This is a genomic window from Abiotrophia sp. HMSC24B09, assembly GCF_001815865.1.
Classification (GTDB): domain Bacteria; phylum Bacillota; class Bacilli; order Lactobacillales; family Aerococcaceae; genus Abiotrophia.
On the sequence record NZ_KV822195.1, the window covers coordinates 393,687 to 415,364 of the forward strand.

A 21,678-nucleotide genomic window follows, 5' to 3' on the forward strand; every position below is an offset into this window, starting at 1 on the left:
ATTATGCCAAAACGTCAAGATATTCAAACAATTCTGGTTATTGGGTCGGGTCCCATTACAATTGGGCAGGCTGCAGAATTCGATTATGCCGGGACTCAGGCTTGCCTATCCTTGAAGGAAGAGGGCTACCAAGTTATCCTAGTTAACTCCAATCCGGCCACCATTATGACCGACCGTCAGATTGCCGACAAGGTTTATATGGAGCCACTCACATTAGAATTTGTCAGCAAAATCATCCGTAAGGAACGACCAGATGCCTTGCTGCCAACCCTCGGCGGCCAAGTTGGGCTTAACCTAGCCGTTCAATTGCATCGCCAGGGAGTCTTGGACCAATACGGTGTCGAATTACTAGGCACCAAACTAGCCTCTATCGAACAAGCGGAAGACCGCCAGCTCTTCCGTCAGCTCATGCAGGAATTGGGAGAGCCGGTGCCTGAATCAGAAATTGTTACCAACTTAGATCAAGCTCGAGATTTTGTAGCGCAAATTGGCTATCCAGTCATTGTCCGTCCAGCCTTTACCATGGGGGGGACAGGTGGTGGTATTTGTTATAACGACCAGGATTTAGATGAAATAGTTTCTTCAGGTCTCCATTATTCGCCCGTAACCCAATGTTTGCTAGAAAAATCCATCGCAGGTTACAAGGAAATCGAGTATGAAGTCATGCGTGATGCCAATGATACTGCCATTGTCGTCTGCAACATGGAAAACATTGACCCCGTAGGGATTCATACCGGGGATTCAGTCGTGGTGGCCCCATCGCAAACTCTGACTGACCGCGAGTATCACATGTTGCGCGATGTGTCCCTTAAGATTATTCGCGCCCTCAAGATAGAAGGGGGCTGTAATGTCCAATTAGCCTTGGACCCAGATTCCTTTAACTACTATATCATTGAAGTGAACCCGCGCGTGTCCCGCTCTTCGGCCTTAGCGTCTAAGGCGACTGGTTACCCAATTGCTAAGATTGCCGCTAAAATTGCGGTCGGCTTAAGACTTGATGAAATCCTAAATCCTGTCACCCAGAATTCTTATGCCTGCTTCGAACCCAGCCTAGACTATGTGGTCAGCAAGATTCCACGTTTCCCTTTTGATAAATTCGAACGTGCCGACCGTAAGTTAGGCACTCAAATGAAGGCAACGGGTGAGGTTATGGCCATGGGGCGGACCTATGAGGAATCTTTACTGAAGGCCATCCGCTCACTTGAATACGGCGTCCACCATTTGGGCCTGCCTAATGGTGATAGCTTTAGTTTGGAAGAAATCATGGAAAAGGTCCAAGCTGCTAGCGATGAACGTCTCTTCTTTATTGGCGAAGCCCTGAGACGAGGCGTCAGCATTGATCAGATTCATGACATGACCAAAATAGACCGCTTTTTCCTTGATAAGATGCAACATATTATTGATTTGGAACATGAGCTAAAGGCCCATCCGCATGACCTCAATCTCTTAGCTTATGCCAAACGATATGGTTTCTCTGACAAAATCATTGCCCACCGTTGGCAGACTACTGAGGCAGCAGTTTATCAGTTACGTCAAGAAGCTGGCATCACACCTGTCTTCAAGATGGTGGATACCTGTGCGGCAGAATTCGAGTCTTCAACCCCTTATTTCTATTCCAGCTATGAGGCAGAGAATGAATCTATCGTGACGGACAAACCTAAAATCGTGGTGCTGGGTTCTGGTCCGATTCGTATCGGGCAAGGGGTGGAATTTGATTACGCGACTGTCCATGCTGTTCTAGCTATTAAGGCAGCAGGTTACGAAGCCATTATTATCAACAACAACCCAGAAACCGTCTCAACCGACTTCACCATTTCTGACAAACTCTACTTTGAACCGCTAACTGAAGAAGATGTCATGGCTATCTTGAATCACGAGCAGCCTTTGGGTGTGGTCGTGCAATTTGGCGGTCAGACGGCCATTAACCTAGCCGATAAACTACAAAGACATGGGGTCAAAATCCTTGGAACTAGTCTGGAAGAAATTGACAAGGCTGAAAACCGCGATAAGTTTGAGCAACTCTTGCATGAATTAGGTATTCCACAACCTTTAGGTAAGACAGCCTCAGATACGGAAACAGCCGTTGCTAATGCGGCGTCCATTGGCTATCCAGTCTTAGTACGACCTTCCTATGTCTTGGGCGGTCGCGCCATGGAAATCGTCTATGAAGAAGCTGATTTACGACGCTATATGGAAACAGCCGTGCGGGTGTCACCAGAACATCCTGTCCTAACAGACCGTTATCTCATCGGTCAAGAAATCGAAGTCGATGCCATTTGTGATGGTCAAACCGTGGTTATTCCAGGCATTATGGAACATATTGAGCGTGCAGGGGTCCATTCAGGTGACTCCATCGCCGTTTACCCACCTCAGACCTTAAGTCAGGCTCAGCAGGAGCAGCTAGTCGACTATACCATTCGTCTGGCTAAGGGCCTTAAGATCGTGGGCTTACTTAATATCCAGTATGTACTTAGCAAGGGCGAACTCTACGTCTTGGAAGTGAACCCGCGCAGTTCACGCACTGTCCCATTCCTCAGCAAGATTACAGGCGTCCCCATGGCACAATTAGCCATGCAAGCTATTTTAGGCCAATCCTTAAGTGACCTAGGCTACCAGACTGGTTTGCTGCCTGAACCTTCTGCTGTTTACACCAAAGTACCAGTCTTTAGTTTCCAAAAACTCAAGGATGTAGACACCGCCTTAGGGCCTGAAATGAAGTCAACCGGAGAAGTCATGGGTAGCGACTTAACTCTGGAAAAATCTCTCTACAAAGGGCTAGTAGCCGCCGGTATTCAGGTCAAGGATCAAGGGACCATACTCTTCACAGTGGCTAACGAAGACAAGGCCGAAGCCTTGGAGTTGGCACGTCGCTTTAGTGATTTGGGCTTCAATCTCTTGGCCACCCCAGGCACCGCTGATTACCTAAGTCAGGCAGGACTTAAAGTAGCTTCTGTTGGCAAAATCGGTAGTCAGGATCACAATGTCCTGGATGCCATCTATCAAGGTCAAGTGGACCTAGTCATTAACACTACTTCTAAGGATAAAGATGTCACCAAGGATGGCTTCAAGATTCGCCGGGTAGCCAGTGAACAAGAAATCGTCTGCTTCACCTCTTTAGATACGAGTATGGCCCTCTTGAAGGTTCTAGAATCCACCTCTTTCCATATCACGCCTTTAGCTTAGTCGAACTTGATCCATAAGGAGGAACTATGAATCAAAGATATTCTGGCGATGTCATCGTCGCACTAGACTTCAAAAATTTAGAAGAAACCCTGGCATTTTTAACGCCCTTTAGTGGCCACGACCAGCTCTATGTTAAGGTTGGAATGGAACTCTATCTACAAAATGGGCCACAAGTCTTATCTGCTCTCAAGGAAAGAGGGCACCGCATCTTCCTTGACCTCAAGCTACATGACATTCCCAATACAGTTTATGGAGCAAGCAAGGGTTTGGCCCAGTTCAAAGTGGACATGCTCAATTTTCATGCCGCGGGGGGCAAGGAAATGCTGGAGGCTGCCAAGCAAGGCTTAATTGATGGAGGCAGCCCTGAAACTTTAGCCATCGCTGTAACCCAGTTAACCTCTACCTCTCAAGAACAAATGCAGGCCGAACAATTGATTCCAGTAGACCTAGTGACCAGTGTCCGTCATTACGCGCAGTTGACCAAGGAAGCGGGGTTGGATGGAGTCGTTGCCTCGGTTCATGAGGCAGCCGTTATTCGTGAGGATTGTGGCCAGGACTTTGCCATTGTCACGCCGGGCATACGCTTGATTGGTGGGCCAAGTCAGGATCAAAAGCGCATCGCCACACCGGAAGTCGCCCGTCAACTAGGCTCAAGCCATATTGTAGTCGGACGCCCAATTACCCTGGCTAATGACCCGGTCGCCGTATATGATAGCATTTGTCAGAGCTTTTTGAAGTAAGAATAGGAGGATTTTCATGTCCAGTGCAAAAGAAATTGCCCAGGAATTATTAGCCATTAAAGCTGTCGCCTTACAGCCCCACCAGTACTTTACATGGACATCAGGTATTCAATCGCCAATCTACTGTGACAATCGCCTGACCATGTCCTATCCGTCAGTCCGTCGTAAGATTGCCCAGTCTTTAAGTCTGGTGATTAAGGAACATTATCCTCAGGTCCAAGTAGTAGCGGGGACAGCAACTGCTGGTATTCCCCACGCGGCTTGGGTCAGCGATTTGCTGGATTTGCCTATGGTTTATGTACGGGACTCTGCTAAAAAGCACGGTAAGACCAACCAGATTGAAGGGCACCTGGAGCCGGGAGCCAAGGTGGTCATAGTGGAAGATTTGATTTCGACTGGCTTATCCTCGCTTAAGGTGGCTCAAGCCCTAAAAGATGCAGGCTGTCAAGTGCTAGGTGTTGTTGCCATCTTCTCTTATGAGTTGACCAAGGCTCAGCAGGCCTTTGCTGAAGCTGGAGTAAGCTACCATACCCTAACCAATTATGACGCCTTAATCGAGGCGGCCCTGGAAGCTCAATATATCGAACAAGAAGACGTGGCTTCGCTCCTTGAATGGCGCCACACATTAGGAAATTAAACTTACATAAAAAAGTAGGGTTGCAAAGCAACTCTGCTTTTTGCTTTGCCGAGGGGAAACTATATAAAATTCGTATATTAAGCCTTTAATATTCTAGTGACTAGACAAATTGAAGATAAATTATAGTCTGTAAGCGTTGACGATGAAGTTTACCTTTTATTTTTTGGCCAAAATAGGGTATGATAATAGTTAGAGTGTTTTGAATGGAGGAACGTGTATGACACAGTTTGAATACCCCCTGAACCCGGATTGGACGACAGAGGAAATTATCACGGTCGTCGACTTTCTATCAGGGGTAGAGGCGGTCTACCAAAGTGGGGTCAAACTCAATTCTCTGTGGCCACGTTATCAAGCATTCAAGCAAATAGTGACCAGTATTGGCGAAGAAAAGCGACTAGATCGAGCTTTCCAGTCAGCTAGTGGTTATTCTATCTACCAGGTCGTTCGGCAAATGAAGTCTCTCAAGGATTCCTCAGCGAACAACCCCGTAGTGCGTATCAACATAGGAGGTTCAAATGGAAGATTTTAAGACAGTTCATGCCCATGTCTTGGTCTGGCTAGAAGAAGCCGCTGAGAATTTACGGCAATCACTCAAACGATCCCTTCAAGTGGATCAGAAAACAGGCGCCAGCGACTTAGTTACGGAGATGGATAAGGCGACAGAGGCATACTTTGTCGATAAGATTACCAGCCACTTCCCAGACCATCGCATTATTGGTGAGGAAGGCATGAGTCAAGGGACGGAAGATTTGGCCGGCATTGTTTGGGTCATTGACCCAATCGATGGGACCCTTAACTTCGTTAAGCAGAAAAATAACTTTGGCATTTTGATTGGGATATTCCAAGATGGTAAGCCATTAGCTGGCTACATTTACGATGTCATGAAACATGACCTTTATGCGGGGATTGTAGGCCAAGGTGCTACCCTCAACGGCCAGCCACTGGTGCCACTTAAGATTGACCGCCTGCAAGATTCTCTAGCAGTAGGGAACGTGGCCATGTTTACCCAAAACCGTTGCAATAGCCAACGCCTCTTAGAAAATGTCTTAGGCGTTCGGGCGCACGGTTCTGCTGCTCTTGAAGTTATCGAAGTCATTCGTGGTGAAGCGGCAGTTTACCTAAGTTTCAAATTAAGTCCTTGGGACTTTGCTGCTGGTTGGGCCATTTGTGAGGCCATGGGCTTCAAGGCAACTAAGCCAGACGGATCGGCCTTATCCATTTTATCAGCCAGTCCTATTATTTTCGCGCATGACACTGTCCATGAAGAAGTCATCCGCGTTTTAGCAGAAGAAAAAGATCAGTTAGGAGAAATTAATGAATACGCGTAAGGATATCCGAAATATTGCTATTATTGCCCACGTCGACCACGGTAAAACCACACTGGTTGACGAGTTGCTTAAACAGTCCAACACCCTCGATGAGCGTGCTAAATTAGATGAGCGTGCCATGGACTCTAACGACATTGAAAAAGAACGTGGGATTACCATCTTAGCCAAAAACACTGCCGTTGATTATAAGGGGACTCGTATCAACATCTTGGACACCCCAGGTCACGCGGACTTCGGTGGCGAAGTAGAACGTATCATGAAAATGGTTGATGGGGTTATTCTGGTGGTGGATGCCTATGAAGGGACCATGCCACAAACTCGCTTTGTCTTGAAGAAAGCCTTAGAACAACACTTAGTACCGATTGTCGTAGTCAACAAGATTGATAAGCCTTCTGCTCGTCCAGAAGAAGTAGTAGATGAAGTCTTAGAGCTCTTCATCGAATTAGGGGCCGACGATGATCAATTGGAATTCCCAGTGGTCTATGCTTCAGCCCTTAACGGGACGTCTAGTCTATCTGACAATCCAGCAGACCAAGAGCCATCCATGGATGCTATCTTTGACTCAGTTATTGAACATGTACCTGCTCCAGTTGATAACTCCAACCAACCATTACAATTCCAAGTTTCCCTGTTGGACTATAATGAATACGTGGGGCGTATTGGGATTGGCCGTATCTTCCGTGGGAAGATGAAAGTCGGCGACAACGTGACCCTTATGAAGGTTGACGGCACTAGCAAGAACTTCCGTATTACTAAGATGTTTGGTTTCTTCGGCTTGGACCGCGTGGAAATTAACGAAGCTAAGGCAGGGGACTTAATTGCCTTATCAGGTATGGAAGATATCTTCGTTGGAGAAACCGTAGCAGATGCTGCAAATCCTGAAGCTCTACCTATTCTTCACATTGATGAGCCTACCTTACAAATGACCTTCTTAACCAACAACTCGCCATTTGCTGGTAAAGAAGGCAAGTACGTGACTTCCCGTAACCTCCAAGATCGTCTTATGCAAGAATTGCAAACAGACGTATCCTTGCGCGTGGATCCAACCGACTCACCAGATGCCTTTATCGTTTCTGGTCGTGGGGAATTACACTTGGCTATCTTAATTGAGAACATGCGTCGTCAAGGTTATGAGTTCCAAGTTTCACGTCCTAAGGTGATTCTTAAGGAAATCGATGGCAAGACCTGTGAACCTTTCGAACGCGTACAAATTGACACACCAGAAGAATACATGGGGGCGATTATTGAAGCCTTAGGTCAACGTAAGGCTGAAATGGCGGACATGGTGACCACAGGTAATGGCCAAATCCGTATGGTCTTCTCTGTGCCAGCTCGTGGCTTGATTGGGTTCTCAACTGAGTTCTTATCTATGACCCGTGGTTATGGGATTATGAACCATAGCTTCGATGACTATCAACCAGTTATTGATTCCAATATTGGGAACCGTCGTAACGGTGCCTTGGTTGCCCTTGAGGCAGGACAAGCCACCACTTATGGGATTATGAACTTAGAAGATCGTGGGACTATCTTTGTTAACCCAGGGACTGAAGTCTACGGTGGGATGATTATTGGGGAACATAACCGTGAGAACGACTTAACTGTTAATATCACCAAGGCTAAACAATTAACTAACATTCGTTCAGCAACCAAGGACCAAACCGCAGTGATTAAACGCCCACGTATTCTAACTCTAGAAGAATCCTTAGAGTTCATGGATGATGATGAATACTGTGAAGTAACACCTGAGAGCGTTCGTTTACGTAAGCAAATCCTTGACAAGGGTGCGCGTGAACGCGAAACCAAGAAAGCTAAGAAGGCCTAAGAGCTAAGTGCTTCAAGGGCAGCCTCCTAATCTGAGGAAGCTGCCCTGTGCCAATAGAAAAACTAGACTGAGAAGGGGGAGCATCATGTATAATTGGTACCAAGAAGGCTTTGTAGTCTTGCCGCAGGTCTTACTCAGCCATTATCAAGACTTAGGCTTGAGTCCAGAAACCTTTCTCCTAGTGACCACGATATTAGGTCAGAAGGATGGGGATTTGAGTCCTATGGCTGTTGTAGAACTGTGCTCGCAACATTACGGTTGGCAGTCTCATCAAGCCATGTCTCAACTATCTCTCTTAGCAGATCAGGGTTATCTCGTCTTTGAAATGGATACTTCGGGCCAAGACCGTTTGAGTCTAGCGCCACTTTTTGAACGACTAGACTCCTTTAATCCAGCAGCTAGTCAAAAACAGACGACTTCTAGTAATGAGACAGACCCAACAAGTAATCAGAAAGAGACCATGACGGCTAGTCAACTCATTCCTCTGGTGGAAGGGGAGTTTGGCCGTTCCCTGTCAGCACTCGAATATGAGACCTTGAATGGCTGGCTCAAGCAAGATGGCTATGCGCCTGATTTAATTCGTCTAGCAGTTAAGGAAGCCGTTTTGCGTCAAGCCCTCAGCCTTAAGTATATTGATCGCATTCTGATTAATTGGGAGCGCCATGGCTTGACCACTGCTACTCAGGTTCAAGCCTATCTAGAAAGCCGCGATAAGGACCAGCCCAACAATCAAGAGGCGGTTTATGATCAGATTGATATTCCACTACTCTAAAGCATTGTAGAAGGAGAGAGAAGTATGGTTGAATCTTTGAATAGCCGGGCAGACTTTGTGACAACTGCCAACTGGATGTCTGGTGGTGTTATGGGCCGCCATGGCCGTATTCTAGTTGGTAACAAGGCATTCGAATTCTATAACGACCGTAATCCTGCTGATTTCGTTCAGATTCCTTGGGGCGAAATTCGTCAGGTTCGTGCCATCATGCTGATGAAACGGGGCTTCATTCGTGGCTTTTTCATTGATACTAAGTCTGCTGGCACCTATCACTTTGTCGTCTCTAAGGCCGGCCAGACCCTTAAGGCCATGCGAAACTATCTGGCGGAAGAACAACTGGTCAGAAATAAGCCAATCTTCTCCCTGGCCAAGCTTTGGAAAGAATGGCGCCATAAAAAAGCAAAGAAACAATAGGACCTCTAGCCCTCAGCTAAATGCTGAGGGTTTTGTTCATTATTTGAACTTTTTAAGCTGAAACCCTAGACATAAGAGAATAAGTGGTTTATACTAGACTAAAGTTCAAAAAATGAACACAGAAAGAAGGGCTAAGATGAATGACTTAATGACCTTGCTGTATTACTTGAACCGAGAAGAAGCGGGCAGTCAACGTGATATGGCACAAGCGACTAACCTATCCCTAGGCAAAATTAATCTGATTCTCAAGCGACTTGATGAACAAGGATACATTGAGATTGAGCGTCAGGGGACGCGTAACCACTATCAAGTGACGGACAAGGGCTTGGCTTTGCTAGAGACCGGCTTGAAAGATGCAAATGCCCGTAAGATTCAGTTGGCTCAGGCCAAGGAGAAAATTCATCAGGCAGTCATTCTTGCTGCAGGCCAACCTCGTCATCTGGACCAACCCGTGCCACTCCTATCATTAGGGGACCATACCTTATTGGATCGGACCCTTCAAGTCTTACGAGATCAAGGAGTAGAGCGTTTTGTCTTGGTTGCTGGCTTCCAAGCTGACCTCTTGGCTCAACATGTTGCTGACATGCCTGATGTGACTCTAGTAGTCAATGAGGCTTATGCCCACACAGGGACAATGGCTTCTCTGGCCACGGCAGCTCCTCATATTGATGGCGACTTCTTCCTGATTGAGGGGGATTTACTCTTTGAAGTCCGTGGGATTAAGGGGCTGAATAAGGTCGCTAATGACTCCGCGATGTTGATTACCAGTGTGCGTGAGCAACATGATGAGGCCATGGTGGAATTGCGTGATGGCTATGTTTATAAGATGGGGAAGGATATTCACCAATTCAACCGTATTGACGGTGAAATGATTGGTCTATCAAAATTGTCCTATCCTTTCTACCTTAAGATGTTGGCCATTTATGCTGACAACCTTAATCCTTATGTTAACTATGAATATATTATGTTGGATGTTGCGCAAGACTACCGCTTGGGGTACCTTAAACTGGATGACTTCTTCTGGGGTGAAATTGACGATGCTAGTCAGGTTCATCATGTTCTTAAGCGTGTTTACCCACGTTTGGTTCGCAAGGAAGAACGAGCAGCTAAGCAAGAAGTGGAGCAGTTCTTGGCCGACCAGATGGATGCTAGCCCTGAGGAAATTGCGACCTTAGAAAGTGCCGGTGGTATGACTAACAAGAACTACAAGGTCACCCTCAAAGGCCAACCTTACATCATTCGGATTGCCGGCAACGGGACGGAGAAGTTTATTAATCGCCCAGCTGAGAAATCCAATAGCCTATTAGCTCATATTCTGGGCTTAGATGCTGAGACCCTTTACTTTGACGAAGTGACAGGGACCAAGGTGTCAGCTTTCATTCCAGAGGCTGAGACCCTAAATGCTAATACGGCGACTTATCTTAACAATATGCGAATGACAACGGGACTCCTCAGACACTTGCATCAATCAGGATTAGACTTTGATAACCGTTTTGATGTCTTCGAGGAGATTGCTAAGTATGAGAGTTTTGTGGATGAAGTAGGGGCAGACTATTTTGACGGCTATCAGGCGACACGTCAGGAAGTTTTCCAACTACAGGAAGATTTGGCTGACTTACCAGTTCAAATAGTGCCATGTCACATTGACACAGTTCCAGAGAACTTTGTCAAAGGTGGAGACGGCAAATCCTATCTCATTGACTGGGAATACTCAGGTATGAACGACTTGGCTTGGGATTTAGCGGCCCATAGTCTAGAATGTGGCTTCAGCCAAGAGCAGGAAGACCGCTTCTTAAGTCTCTACTGTCAAGATCAAGAGGTGCCAGTAAGCTTGAAGACTAAACTCTTAATCTATCAAATTTGCCAAGACTTCCTCTGGTCAGTTTGGACCATCTTCAAGGAAAGCCGGGGCGATGATTTCGGAGACTATGGGATTGAACGTTACCGTCGTGCGCAAGCTAACCTAGCACGCTACCATGCTCTAAAAAAGGAAGGATGAACTTAGATGAAAAATAAGGAAACAAGTGGCATTATTGCCGGTCTATTGTCAGGCCTTTTGTGGGGGGCAGATACCCATTATAATGGCGTTATTCTGATGATGTTACCCTTCACGCTAGTGGATCCAAGACTGGCTGGAGCCGCTCTCTTATTGGCCCTCTTCCATGATGGTTTTTCTGCCTTAATGATGACGGGGGAGTTGGTTCGTCAAGGGCAACTCAAGCAAACTTTCAAACAATTGACCAGCAAGAGTTCCTTTGTGGTCATGTTAGCAGCTGTTTTAGGTGGTCCTATGGGTATGCGGGCCTATCTCTATGCGGTAGATGCGATTGGGGCAGGCTTAACAGCAAGTATTTCCTCTATGTATCCAGTGGTTGCTGCTTTTTTAGGTATGTTAATTCTTAAGGAAAAGATAACTAAGCCAGTTTGGATTGGCTTGGGCTTGGCCGTGTTAGCGGTCTTAGGCGTGAGTCTGTCTGGTGATATGATGCAATCTAATGCCCAACTGATTGGCTTCTTAGTGGCCTTTCTCAGCGTAGTCGGCTGGTCTTTGGAGAGTGTGATTTGTTCCATTGGGATGAAGGAAGATTTGAATCCTAAGCAAGCTCTTTGGATTCGTCAATGCGTCTCTACTTTAGTTTATTTGGGCTTTATTACCTTCGAATCTGACTTGGTCTTTAGCGTGACGGCTGTTATTAGTCAGCCAGTTCTTTGGTTAATCTTGGGTGTTGCTGTCTTAGGCACATTGTCTTATTTGAATTTTTATCGCGCAATTGATACAATTGGTCCTGTAAAGGCTACTGCACTCAATATATCATACGCTATTTGGGCCATTGTCTTCTCCATCTTGCTAGGAGGAGCTGAATTTAACCCAATTCTCTTGCTATCGGCGGCTTTGATGATTGTAAGCAGTGTCTTAGTTTCACAACACGAAGGAGCCTAAGCTATGAAAGCAATAATTCTCGCCGCTGGTATGGGAACTCGCTTGCGGCCAATCACCCTTACAACCCCTAAGTCCTTAATTGAAGTCGCTGGTACAAGCTTAATTGAGCGCCAGATTGAATTCTTGCGGGCTAAAGGGATTGAAGACATTATTGTTGTGACAGGGTACTTGGCTGAAAAATTCGATTTTCTGAAGGACCAGTATGGCGTGACCTTGATTCACAATGCCCAATATGAAAGCTACAATAACTTCTACACCATGTACTTGGTCCGTCACTACTTGAGTGATGCCTATGTTATTGATGCTGATAACTTCCTAGTTGATAATTTCTTGTTATCGGCACCAGAAAGCTCCCTTTACTTTGGGGTAGCGAAAGAAGGCTTCAAGGATGAATGGGTCTTGCATTACCAGCAAGATGACCTTCGCGTAACGGCCATTACGGTAGAAAGTGGTCAAGGGCGGATTCTGTCTGGCGTCTCTTACTGGAGTGCCAAAGACGGCCAACATCTACAGCAACTGATTGAGCGCTACTACCAAGAAGCAGATTATGCCAATCTCTACTGGGATGATGTGGTCAAGGATAACCTAGCTGATTTAGATGTTCATGTTTATCCAATTGAAGGCCATCGGACCTTTGAAATTGATAGCCTAGAGGATTTAGAAGCGCTACGTTCGCAAATGGAAGCAAAAAAATAGCGAGAAGCCAGACAAGTGTCTGGCTTTTTTGTTTTGGATGTGTGATCATTTCTTAATAAAATGCTTAAGCTAACGACTTTTCCATGCGTGTCGATATAAGATGTGCTATAATAATTAGGATAGAAAGACACTTTACGATAGTGAGAAGGAGAGAGAGGCATGATTTATGCAGGTATTCTAGCAGGGGGCATTGGATCCAGAATGGGGATTCAAGATATGCCTAAGCAATTCCTCATGTTAGGCAATAAGCCCATTATTATTCATACCATCGAAAAATTCTTAGTAGTACCAGACATTGACCAAGTCTATGTAGCCGTACATCCTAACTGGTTAGTCTACTTCAATGATTTAGTAAATAAGCACTTGCCAGGCCATGAGTCTAAGATTAAAGGCGTTGATGGGGGTGGGGATCGGAATGATAGTATCCTTAATATCATCGCAGATATTAAGGCGGCCGGTCCTGTCTCTGACCAAGCTATTTTAATTACTCATGATGCGGTACGTCCTTTTGTCTCTTACCGTATGATTCAAGACAACATCAAGGTCATGGCTGACTATGATGCGACCGATACAGTGGTCATGGCTAACGATACCATTGTGGAATCCCAAGACGGTAAGTCCATTAGTTCTATTCCTAATCGGGCTCACATGTTCCAAGGTCAGACACCTCAAACCTTCCGTATCAATCAGTTTGATAGCCTCTTCGCTAGCCTCAGTCAAGACGAGCGTGAGATTTTAACCGATGCCTGCAAGGTCTTTGTCCTCAAAGGGAAAAGTGTTGGCCTAGTAAAAGGGGAATACTCTAACTTGAAGATTACGACCGTGACCGATTTGAAAATTGCAGAAGCTATGTTGGGAGAGATCTAAAGTGATTAATCGCGTCTATCAATTACTTCGCCCATACTTCTTCTCAGTTAAGTATGAAGATGTGTCGACAGACTTGGCTAAGCCAGTCGTGGTGCGTCCTAATTATATGGCCCTCTGCCATGCAGATCAACGCTATTACCAAGGTAAGCGTGCAGCCAAAGTACTTAAGCAAAAACTACCAATGGCCTTGATTCATGAGTGTTGCGGCATCGTCGTACGTGACGAAACCGGCACCTATCAAGTAGGGGACAAGGTCGTCATGATTCCCAATCAGCCACCGCAAGGTTTTGACCATTCGGGTGAGTTCTATGAGAACTATGTGGAAGGAACTCACTTCCTATCCAGTGGTTACGATGGTTTCATGCAGGAATTTGTGCATTTACCATTAGACCGCGTTGTGGGCTATCATAGCATTCCAGATGTGGTAGCGGCGATGACCGAGTTTGTCTCGGTGGCGGCGCACGGGGCCCGTCGTTTTGACTCTATGGCCTTATCCAAGCGTGACCGAATCGTGGTCTGGGGATCAGGTTCGCTAGCCTTTGTCCAAGCTACCGTCTTAAGAGCTAAGTTTCCAGATGCTACGATTATTGTAGTAGGTAAAAACCACGATAAATTAAGACTTTTCAGCTTTGTAGATGAAGTCTATGAATTGCAAGATATTCCGGAAGATTTCAGCTTCGACCATGCTTTTGAGTGTGTGGGTGGCGATGCCAGTCAGGAAGCCATTCGTGACATTATTAAGTATATTAAACCTCAAGGAACGCTGATTTTAATGGGGGTTTCCGAGACGGAAGTGCCAGTCAATACCCGTGATGTCTTAGAAAAAGGGCTGACCTTAGTAGGTTCTTCTCGCTCAGGGCGTGAGGACTTCCAATTAGCTGTGGCCTTGATGGAAAACCCACAAGTCTCCTCAAGACTGCGGATGATTATCCACCAAGTAGGGGATTTAGAGGATGTCAAGGATATCTATCAATTCTTCGAAGAAGACCGTAAGACACCATTTAAAACGGTGGCTAAGTGGAATATCTAATGTTCAATTAAAAGAAGGAGGGGTTAGATGGAACCCATTCAAGCCAAAAGCCTAGAAATGGCCCAATACTTTGTTGCCTTCTGCCAGAAGCATAATCTTTTATGCTACTTGTGTGGTGGTGGAGCGATTGGGGCTTTGCGTCATCAGGGCTTTATTCCATGGGATGATGATTTAGACTTTTTTATGCCAAGGGAAGACTATGAACGTTTGGCAGAACTCTGGCCCAAAGAGGCAGATTCGCGTTATTTTCTGTCGCGGTCTCATGAGGGCTATGTCGACCGTAACCTCTTCATCACGATTCGTGACCGCCAGACAACTTGCCTCAAGCCTTATCAAGCTGACTTAGACTTGCCACATGGTCTGGCCTTAGATGTACTGCCTTTGGACTATGCACCGGCCTCAGCCTGGAAACGTAAGACCCAGAAGGTCTGGGCCTTAATCTATTCGCTCTTTTGCGCTCAAACCGTGCCTGAAAAGCATGGGGGCCTTTTGGCCTGGGGCAGTCGAGTGCTGCTAGGTCTAGTCCCAAGTTCTAAACTCCGTTATAAGATCTGGTCACTCGCTCATAAAAAGATGACTAAGATCACTCGCCAAGAGGCGGCTTACCGTATTGAGTTGTGTTCCGGTCCTTACTATATGAGCAAACTCTATCCAATCGAGGCCTTTGATCAAGCTGTCTTCAAGCCTTTTGAAGGGACGGAAATGCCCATTCCAGCAGGTTATGATGCCTATTTGAGTGAGGCATTTGGCGACTATATGACGCCACCGCCTAGTCAGAATCAAAAGCCACATCACGATGCTTTATTGCTGGATTTGGAGCGACCTTATACTGATTATGACCTCAAGACCGGTCAGCTGAAGTAGGGGGAACTCTCTAACTTAGCTATAGATTAACAGTTTTTAGCCAAATCAAGGCTGGCCAGAGGGTCAGCCTTTTTATGAGAAAGGATGATGTGAGTGTTACGCGATTTTTTTGCCTATTATAAGCCTTATAAGAAGCTCTTCATGATTGACTTTGGCTGCGCCGTAATTTCGGCTATGTTAGAGTTAACTTTTCCATTTGTTGTCAATCGGGTCATTGACACCATCTTACCAACAGGCCATTATCAGACGGTTATTTGGGTCTGCCTCTTGTTACTTGCCTTTTATCTCTTCAACATGGTGATGAAGTACATTGTAGTCTATCTGGGGCATAAGTTGGGTATTACCATTGAGACCGATATGCGACGTCAGCTTTTCCAATACTTCCAAAGTCAGTCCTTTGAGTATTTTGATAATAAGCAGACGGGGGAGCTCATGTCGCGACTAACCAGTGACTTGTTCGAAATCGGGGAGCTAGCCCATCATGGGCCTGAAGATTTATTCATTACCCTGATGAGTTTGGTGGGGGCTTTTTGGCTTATGCTGCAGGTCCATGAGCAATTAGCCATTGGGACAGTGATTCTGGTGCCAATCTTGGGAGTTGCGCTGGCTATCTTTAATAAGAAGATGGGACGTATTAATAGCCAAGTCTATCGTCAATTGGGAGAATTTAATGCCGGCTTATCCAACAGCCTCAGTGGCATCCGAGTTGTCAAGGCATTCGCCAATGAAGCCCATGAAGAAGAACGTTTTGAAGGACTTATTCAAGACTATCGCGAGAATAAACTTAAATTCTATCGAACCATGGCGGCTTCTAGTGCCTTTAACTATGTCTTAATGCGTATTATCACCTTAATTGCCTTGGTATCCGGGGCTTATTTCACCCTCAAAGGGGAGCTAACGACAGGCCAATTGGTAGGTTTTGTTCTTTTAGCTAATACCTTTGTTAAGCCGATTGAAAGTATTAATATCATGATTGAAACCTATCCCAAGGGTTTTGCCGGCTTCAAACGTTTCAGACAAGAGCTAGCTAAACCGGTGGCGGTTCAGGACCTGCCTGATGCCCAGCCAGCCCCACACTTCCAAGGACAAATTGATTATCGTAATGTAGAACTTGCCTATGAAGAGGGGCGTCCCGTTATTTCTCAATTAAACCTGTCCATTGCGCCCGGGGAGAGCGTGGCTTTAGTCGGTCCAAGTGGAGCAGGTAAGTCCAGTATGGTCAATCTCCTGCCGCGTTTTTATGATGTCACGTCGGGTCAAGTCTTGATAGATGGCAAGGACATTCGGGAATACACCTTGTCATCGCTCAGACAGCAGATAGGGATTGTTCAACAGGATGTTTTCTTGTTCGATGGGACTATTCGGGAGAATGTCCTCTATGGTCGTTTAGATGCTAGTGAGGCTGAGGTGGAAGAGGCCATTCGTGCGGCTAAACTAGATCAAGTCATCGAGCAATTACCTGATGGCTTGGATACTGCCATTGGGGAACGAGGTGTTCGCTTATCTGGTGGGCAAAAACAACGTTTGTCGATTGCGAGAATCTTCCTCAAGAATCCTTCCATACTAATCTTAGATGAGGCAACTAGCGCCTTAGATACGAAAACCGAGCAGTATATCCAACAGTCCTTTGATCAATTAGCCAAAGGTCGGACCAGTCTCGTGATTGCCCATCGCTTAGCTACCATTCAGCATGTAGATCGTATTGTGGTGGTGACTGAGGAGGGCGTGGTAGAATCCGGTAGCCACCAAGAACTATTGGCTTTAGATGGTCATTATGCGGCCCTTTATCGGGCCCAGTTCGCCTAAATAATAGGGCTTAGACTTAGTCAGCCAAATTTGCTATAATAAACAGAGTTACAATGAGGGAATGATGACATGAAGACCTTAGCAGTCACAGGATTAGAGAAAACCTATGGGACCAAAACCTTGTTGGCAGGCATCGACTTTGCCATTCGGACAGGGGATAGAATTGGCTTGATTGGACCTAACGGGACCGGTAAAAGTTCCTTCTTGAAGGTGCTAGCTGACCAAACCGACTATGACCAAGGGACGATTGACAAGCCAAAGGGTTATCACATAGCTTATTTGGCGCAGAATCCAGATTTAGATCCCAACCAGACTATTTTAGATACGGTCTTTGCGGGAGATACGCCAGAATTGAAACTCTTGCATGACTATGAGGTGGCCAATCTAGCCTTGTTGTCAGATCCTGACAATAGCCAGCTACAGGAAGCCTTTCAAACCATTACAGAAGCCATGAACCAAGCAGATGCTTGGCAGATTGAAGTCAAAGCTAAGACCGTCCTGACTCAATTAGGCCTTGTCAATCTCAATAAACGAGTGGGAGATTGTTCGGGCGGGGAGCAGAAAAGAATTGGGATTGCCCAGGTCCTCATTGCTGAACCCGATTTGCTTATCTTAGATGAGCCGACTAACCATCTGGATATCAATTCTGTGCAGTGGTTAGAAAAATACCTTGCTTCCTACAAAGGCGCACTACTCTTAGTCACCCATGATCGTTATTTCTTGGAACGAACCGTTAATAAGATTGTCGAGTTAAGACACGGGCGTTTCCGCGAATATAGTGGCAACTACCAAGCTTATTTAGAGAAAAAGGCAACTGAACTCGCGCTTGAAGAAAGAATGCAAGACAAGCAAGACAAGCTCTATCAAGCCGAACTGGCTTGGATGCGAAAGGGCGCCAAGGCTAGAACGACTAAACAGCAAGCCCGAATCGAGCGATTCGACCAATTAAAGGGAGAAATTGCTTCTCGCCAAGATAGCCAAGAGACCTCTGGCTTTGAATTTGATCAACAACGAATTGGCAATCAGGTTATAGAGTTGGAACAGGCGCGTATTGAAGTGGGGCAGCAAGTTGTCGTTCAAGACTATACTAAGCACTTCACCAAAGGCGAACGTATTGGGCTGATTGGTGCTAATGGGGTCGGCAAGACCACTTTCCTTAATACTTTGGCAGGCTATCATAACTTAGCGGCCGGGACTTTGAAGCTAGGCCAGACGGTTCGGCTAGCCTACTATCGCCAATTAGATCAAGATTTGCCGGGAGATATGCGGATTTTAGCCTATCTGACACAAATCGCCGATAACTTTGTCAGTCCTGATGGACGCACCAAAAGTGCAGCTCAGATGTTAGAGCAATTCAATTTCCCTCGGGTTAGTCATGGCTCTAGCATTTCCAGCCTGTCAGGGGGAGAAAAACGTCGGTTATATTTACTATCGCTCTTGATTCAGGAACCCAACGTCCTCTTCTTAGACGAGCCGACTAACGACCTAGATATTGATACCCTAACTGTCCTAGATGATTACTTAGCTCAATTTGAAGGGCTTGTCGTCGTGGTGTCTCACGACCGTTATTTCTTAGATAAGACAGTAGACCAGTACCTGATTTTAGAGGGGCAAGGGGCATATACCACCTATTGGGGCAGTTATTCTGACTACCTTGCCAAGGAGCAGACAGCCCCTGAAAAAGAAAAGGTAGCGCCCGCTCCAAGCATTAAACCAAAACGTGAACAGAAAAAGTTAAGCTATGAAGAGAAGAAGGAATGGGCAGGTATTGAAGCGGCAATTGAAACCGCTGAGAACCGTCTCAATCAGATTCAGGAAGACATGGAGGCCAACAGTCAAGATGCTGGCCAATTAATGAGTCTTCAAGAAGAATTGGAAGCGACCGAAGCCCATCTCTATCATCTTTATGAGCGATATGACTATTTAAGTGAATTGGCGCCATAAGACGCCGTAAGAGAAAAGGCAAGCAAAGGAGAAGCATATGCAACAATATCAAGAATTAGTCAAAAAAATCCTAGCAGAGGGTCATGTTAAAACTGACCGTACTGGGGTTGGGACCAAAAGTATTTTTGGTTATCAGATGCGTTTTGATTTGAGCCAAGGCTTTCCCATGGTGACGACTAAACGTGTACCCTTTGGCTTGATTAAGAGCGAATTACTCTGGTTTTTACGTGGTGATACCAATGTCCGCTACTTACTAGAACACAATAATCACATTTGGGACGAGTGGGCCTTCAAACGCTATGTGGAGTCTCCTGACTATCATGGCCCTGATATGACTGATTTTGGTTTGCGTGCAGTCGCTGATCCAGACTTTAATGAAATCTACCAGCAGGAATTAGCAGCCTTTAATGAGCGAGTTTTGACTGATGATGACTTTGCTGAACGCTACGGCAATTTAGGCAATGTCTACGGTGCTCAATGGCGCTCTTGGCCTCTCCGAAATGGTGAGACTTTGGACCAAATTAGCCAGCTCATTGACATGATTAAGCATTCTCCTGATTCTAGACGCCTAATTGTGTCAGCCTGGAACCCTGAGGATGTGCCTAGTATGGCTTTGCCACCTTGTCACACACTCTTCCAGTTTTATGTGCATGATGGCAAGTTATCCTGCCAGCTCTACCAACGTAGTGCTGATGTTTTCTTAGGTGTGCCTTTTAACATTGCTTCCTATGCGCTCTTAACCCATTTGATTGCCAAAGAATGTGGTCTAGAGGTGGGGGACTTTGTGCATACCTTGGGGGATGCTCATCTCTATCTCAATCATTTGGAGGCGGCGGAGACCCTCTTGAGCCGAGAGCCTAAACTACTGCCACAATTGGAAATTGACGATTTCGAGCAATTTGATCAAGTCTCTACTGACCAAATTCGACTACAAGGCTATGAGCCTTGGCCAACCATTAAGGCGCCGATTGCCGTCTAAAACATCCTTACATAGAAAGGAAGAAAAACACCATGCTGACTCTTGTATATGCCCAAGACCAAGCGGGCGGGATTGGTTATCAAAATCAACTGCCTTGGCACTTGCCCAATGACCTCAAGTTTTTTAAGCAAGTGACACTCGGTCATGCTATTTTGATGGGGCGCAGGACCTTTGAATCCATGGGCTGCCGTCTCTTACCAGGGCGAACTAGTTATGTCTTGACTCGCCAAGAAGACTATAAGTCCGAAATTGAAGGCCTACACCGTGTTCATGACTTAGAAGAAATCAAAAGCTTGGCGCAAGATCAAGAAGTCATGGTCATCGGGGGCGCAGAAATTTTTGCTGCCATATTGCCTTTAGCAGACCGAGTTATTCGTACGCAGATTAAGGCAACTTTTCCGGCAGATACCTTCGTCGCTGACCTAGATCAAGACCAGTGGCAATGTGTAGAAATTCAAGAAGGACTCGTTGATGATAAAAATCAATATGCTCACCAATTTGAATGGTGGGTCCGTCGCTCCAAGGAGGGAAAATCATGCTAGGTTATCTTAATACACCAGTTTTTGCCAGCCATCATATTCCGGTTGGTTGTGGACATACCTTATATGTGGAAGAAGCAGGCAACCCTCAAGGTTGTCCAGTAGTCTTCTTGCACGGTGGTCCTGGTGGGCAGGTTGGGGAGTCGTCCCGGCGTTTCTTCGATCCTGAATTTTACCGGATTGTGCTAGTTGATCAACGTGGTTGTGGCAAAAGTCAGCCCTTCCTATCCCTTGAGGCGAATACAGTCTTGGATAGTGTGGCTGACTTGGAGATTATTCGACAGACACTCGACATTGAGGACTGGCATGTATTTGGAGGTAGCTATGGCTCGACCTTGGCTTTGACCTATGCCATTCATCATGCAGAGCGGGTTAAGAGCTTGATACTGCGCGGAATTTTCTTGGGGCGCCAAGAAGATTCTGATTGGCTCTTCCAGTTTGGCGCTAGCGAGTTCTACCCTGAAGCCTTTGCCTTGTTTAGAGATTTTATCCCCCAAGAGGAACAAGGTGATTTAGTAGCAGCCTACTATCGCCGGATGATTGGGGGTGATCAGGACCTAGCAGAAGAAGCCATGAAACGTTGGAGTGCCTGGGAAGGTTCCGTTATTACACTCCGACCAAATTTCCCTGCTCCAGATGCAGAGCTAGCGCCAGTTGACCGCTCTCTCGGCCTGCTAGAAGCCCATTATTTTGCTAACAAAATGTTCTGGGGTGAAGATAACTACATCCTTAATCGTGCTCATCTACTCAAGGAGATTCCTATGTCAATTTTCCATGGCCGTTATGATGTCGATTGCCGTCCGAGTGGGGCCTATGCCTTAGCACAGGCTTGTCCTCATGCTAAGTTCCAAATTGTCGAAGAAGCAGGCCATTCGCCTCAGGATGCGCCACTCTTTGAGGCCTTACTAGGGGCAATGGAAGCTATTAAACAAGTCCAAATGTCATAGAGAGCTAAACGACCTTATAACAGGTCGTTTTTTTGTATTAGTAGATCGTTCGTTCGGCATTATAATAAGTAATTCCTTAGTAGAACTAATTCTCTTTTATTTAGAAAGGGTATTCTTTCTTACTACAATAGGGTATGATAGTCTTATCAAGAAATCTATCGACAAAGGC

At 46.0% G+C, this 21,678-nt stretch carries 19 protein-coding genes; all 19 read left to right on the forward strand.

The features are described 5' to 3' along the window. Positions 1-3 precede the first annotated feature (3 nt). The 19 genes from carB (at position 4) to pip (ending at position 21,509) form a co-directional block, all read left to right on the forward strand. Positions 4-3,183, forward strand: coding sequence for a carbamoyl-phosphate synthase large subunit (carB, locus tag HMPREF3093_RS03000; RefSeq protein ID WP_070755530.1), 3,180 nt, complete (start codon positions 4-6; stop codon positions 3,181-3,183). Between the two features lie 26 nt (positions 3,184-3,209). Continuing rightward, positions 3,210-3,923 carry an orotidine-5'-phosphate decarboxylase gene (gene pyrF / locus HMPREF3093_RS03005; protein WP_070755531.1) on the forward strand — a complete coding sequence of 238 codons (714 nt, stop codon included), beginning with the start codon at positions 3,210-3,212 and terminating at the stop codon, positions 3,921-3,923. Between the two features lie 16 nt (positions 3,924-3,939). Beyond that, positions 3,940-4,560 carry an orotate phosphoribosyltransferase gene (pyrE, locus tag HMPREF3093_RS03010; protein ID WP_070755532.1) on the forward strand — a complete coding sequence of 207 codons (621 nt, stop codon included), beginning with the start codon at positions 3,940-3,942 and terminating at the stop codon, positions 4,558-4,560. A 217-nt stretch (positions 4,561-4,777) separates the two neighbouring features. Next, positions 4,778-5,089, forward strand: coding sequence for a UPF0223 family protein (locus HMPREF3093_RS03015; protein ID WP_070755533.1), 312 nt, complete (start codon positions 4,778-4,780; stop codon positions 5,087-5,089). Continuing rightward, positions 5,076-5,888, forward strand: coding sequence for an inositol monophosphatase family protein (locus tag HMPREF3093_RS03020; protein ID WP_070755534.1), 813 nt, complete (start codon positions 5,076-5,078; stop codon positions 5,886-5,888). Before HMPREF3093_RS03015 ends, HMPREF3093_RS03020 begins: the two co-directional genes overlap by 14 nt. Then, complete coding sequence (typA, locus tag HMPREF3093_RS03025) at positions 5,875-7,710, forward strand: translational GTPase TypA (protein ID WP_070755535.1); 1,836 nt, start codon at positions 5,875-5,877, stop codon at positions 7,708-7,710. The genes HMPREF3093_RS03020 and typA overlap by 14 nt, the downstream gene beginning before the upstream one ends. An 85-nt stretch (positions 7,711-7,795) precedes the next feature. Continuing rightward, complete coding sequence (locus HMPREF3093_RS03030) at positions 7,796-8,482, forward strand: DnaD domain-containing protein (protein ID WP_070755536.1); 687 nt, start codon at positions 7,796-7,798, stop codon at positions 8,480-8,482. A gap of 24 nt (positions 8,483-8,506) precedes the next feature. Continuing rightward, on the forward strand, positions 8,507-8,896 hold the full coding sequence (locus tag HMPREF3093_RS03035) for a DUF956 family protein (RefSeq protein ID WP_070755537.1): 390 nt from the start codon (positions 8,507-8,509) through the stop codon (positions 8,894-8,896). A gap of 136 nt (positions 8,897-9,032) precedes the next feature. Continuing rightward, positions 9,033-10,895, forward strand: a complete 1,863-nt coding sequence (locus tag HMPREF3093_RS03040; protein WP_070755538.1) for an NTP transferase domain-containing protein — start codon at positions 9,033-9,035, stop codon at positions 10,893-10,895. Between the two features lie 6 nt (positions 10,896-10,901). Then, the gene (locus HMPREF3093_RS03045; protein ID WP_070755539.1) at positions 10,902-11,837 is read left to right on the forward strand and encodes a DMT family transporter; all 936 of its coding nucleotides are present in this window, start codon (positions 10,902-10,904) and stop codon (positions 11,835-11,837) included. Positions 11,838-11,840: 3 nt separating this feature from the next. Beyond that, positions 11,841-12,533 (forward strand): sugar phosphate nucleotidyltransferase, encoded by a 693-nt coding sequence (locus tag HMPREF3093_RS03050; RefSeq protein WP_070755540.1) that lies wholly within the window; start codon positions 11,841-11,843, stop codon positions 12,531-12,533. 159 nt (positions 12,534-12,692) lie between these two features. Next, positions 12,693-13,400, forward strand: a complete 708-nt coding sequence (locus HMPREF3093_RS03055; RefSeq protein WP_070755541.1) for an IspD/TarI family cytidylyltransferase — start codon at positions 12,693-12,695, stop codon at positions 13,398-13,400. Between the two features lies 1 nt (position 13,401). Further along, positions 13,402-14,430 (forward strand): zinc-binding dehydrogenase, encoded by a 1,029-nt coding sequence (locus HMPREF3093_RS03060; RefSeq protein ID WP_070755542.1) that lies wholly within the window; start codon positions 13,402-13,404, stop codon positions 14,428-14,430. A 27-nt stretch (positions 14,431-14,457) separates the two neighbouring features. Continuing rightward, positions 14,458-15,294, forward strand: a complete 837-nt coding sequence (locus HMPREF3093_RS03065) for a LicD family protein (RefSeq protein ID WP_070755543.1) — start codon at positions 14,458-14,460, stop codon at positions 15,292-15,294. Positions 15,295-15,387: 93 nt separating this feature from the next. After that, the gene (locus tag HMPREF3093_RS03070) at positions 15,388-17,100 is read left to right on the forward strand and encodes an ABC transporter ATP-binding protein (protein WP_070755544.1); all 1,713 of its coding nucleotides are present in this window, start codon (positions 15,388-15,390) and stop codon (positions 17,098-17,100) included. Between the two features lie 69 nt (positions 17,101-17,169). Then, positions 17,170-19,044, forward strand: coding sequence for an ABC-F family ATP-binding cassette domain-containing protein (locus HMPREF3093_RS03075; protein ID WP_070755545.1), 1,875 nt, complete (start codon positions 17,170-17,172; stop codon positions 19,042-19,044). Between the two features lie 37 nt (positions 19,045-19,081). Then, a complete protein-coding gene (locus HMPREF3093_RS03080; RefSeq protein WP_070755546.1) occupies positions 19,082-20,023 on the forward strand; it encodes a thymidylate synthase in 942 nt (313 codons plus the stop codon). A gap of 32 nt (positions 20,024-20,055) precedes the next feature. Further along, positions 20,056-20,565 carry a dihydrofolate reductase gene (locus HMPREF3093_RS03085; protein WP_070755547.1) on the forward strand — a complete coding sequence of 170 codons (510 nt, stop codon included), beginning with the start codon at positions 20,056-20,058 and terminating at the stop codon, positions 20,563-20,565. Next, positions 20,559-21,509, forward strand: coding sequence for a prolyl aminopeptidase (gene pip, locus HMPREF3093_RS03090; RefSeq protein WP_070755548.1), 951 nt, complete (start codon positions 20,559-20,561; stop codon positions 21,507-21,509). The genes HMPREF3093_RS03085 and pip overlap by 7 nt, the downstream gene beginning before the upstream one ends. Positions 21,510-21,678 lie beyond the last annotated feature (169 nt).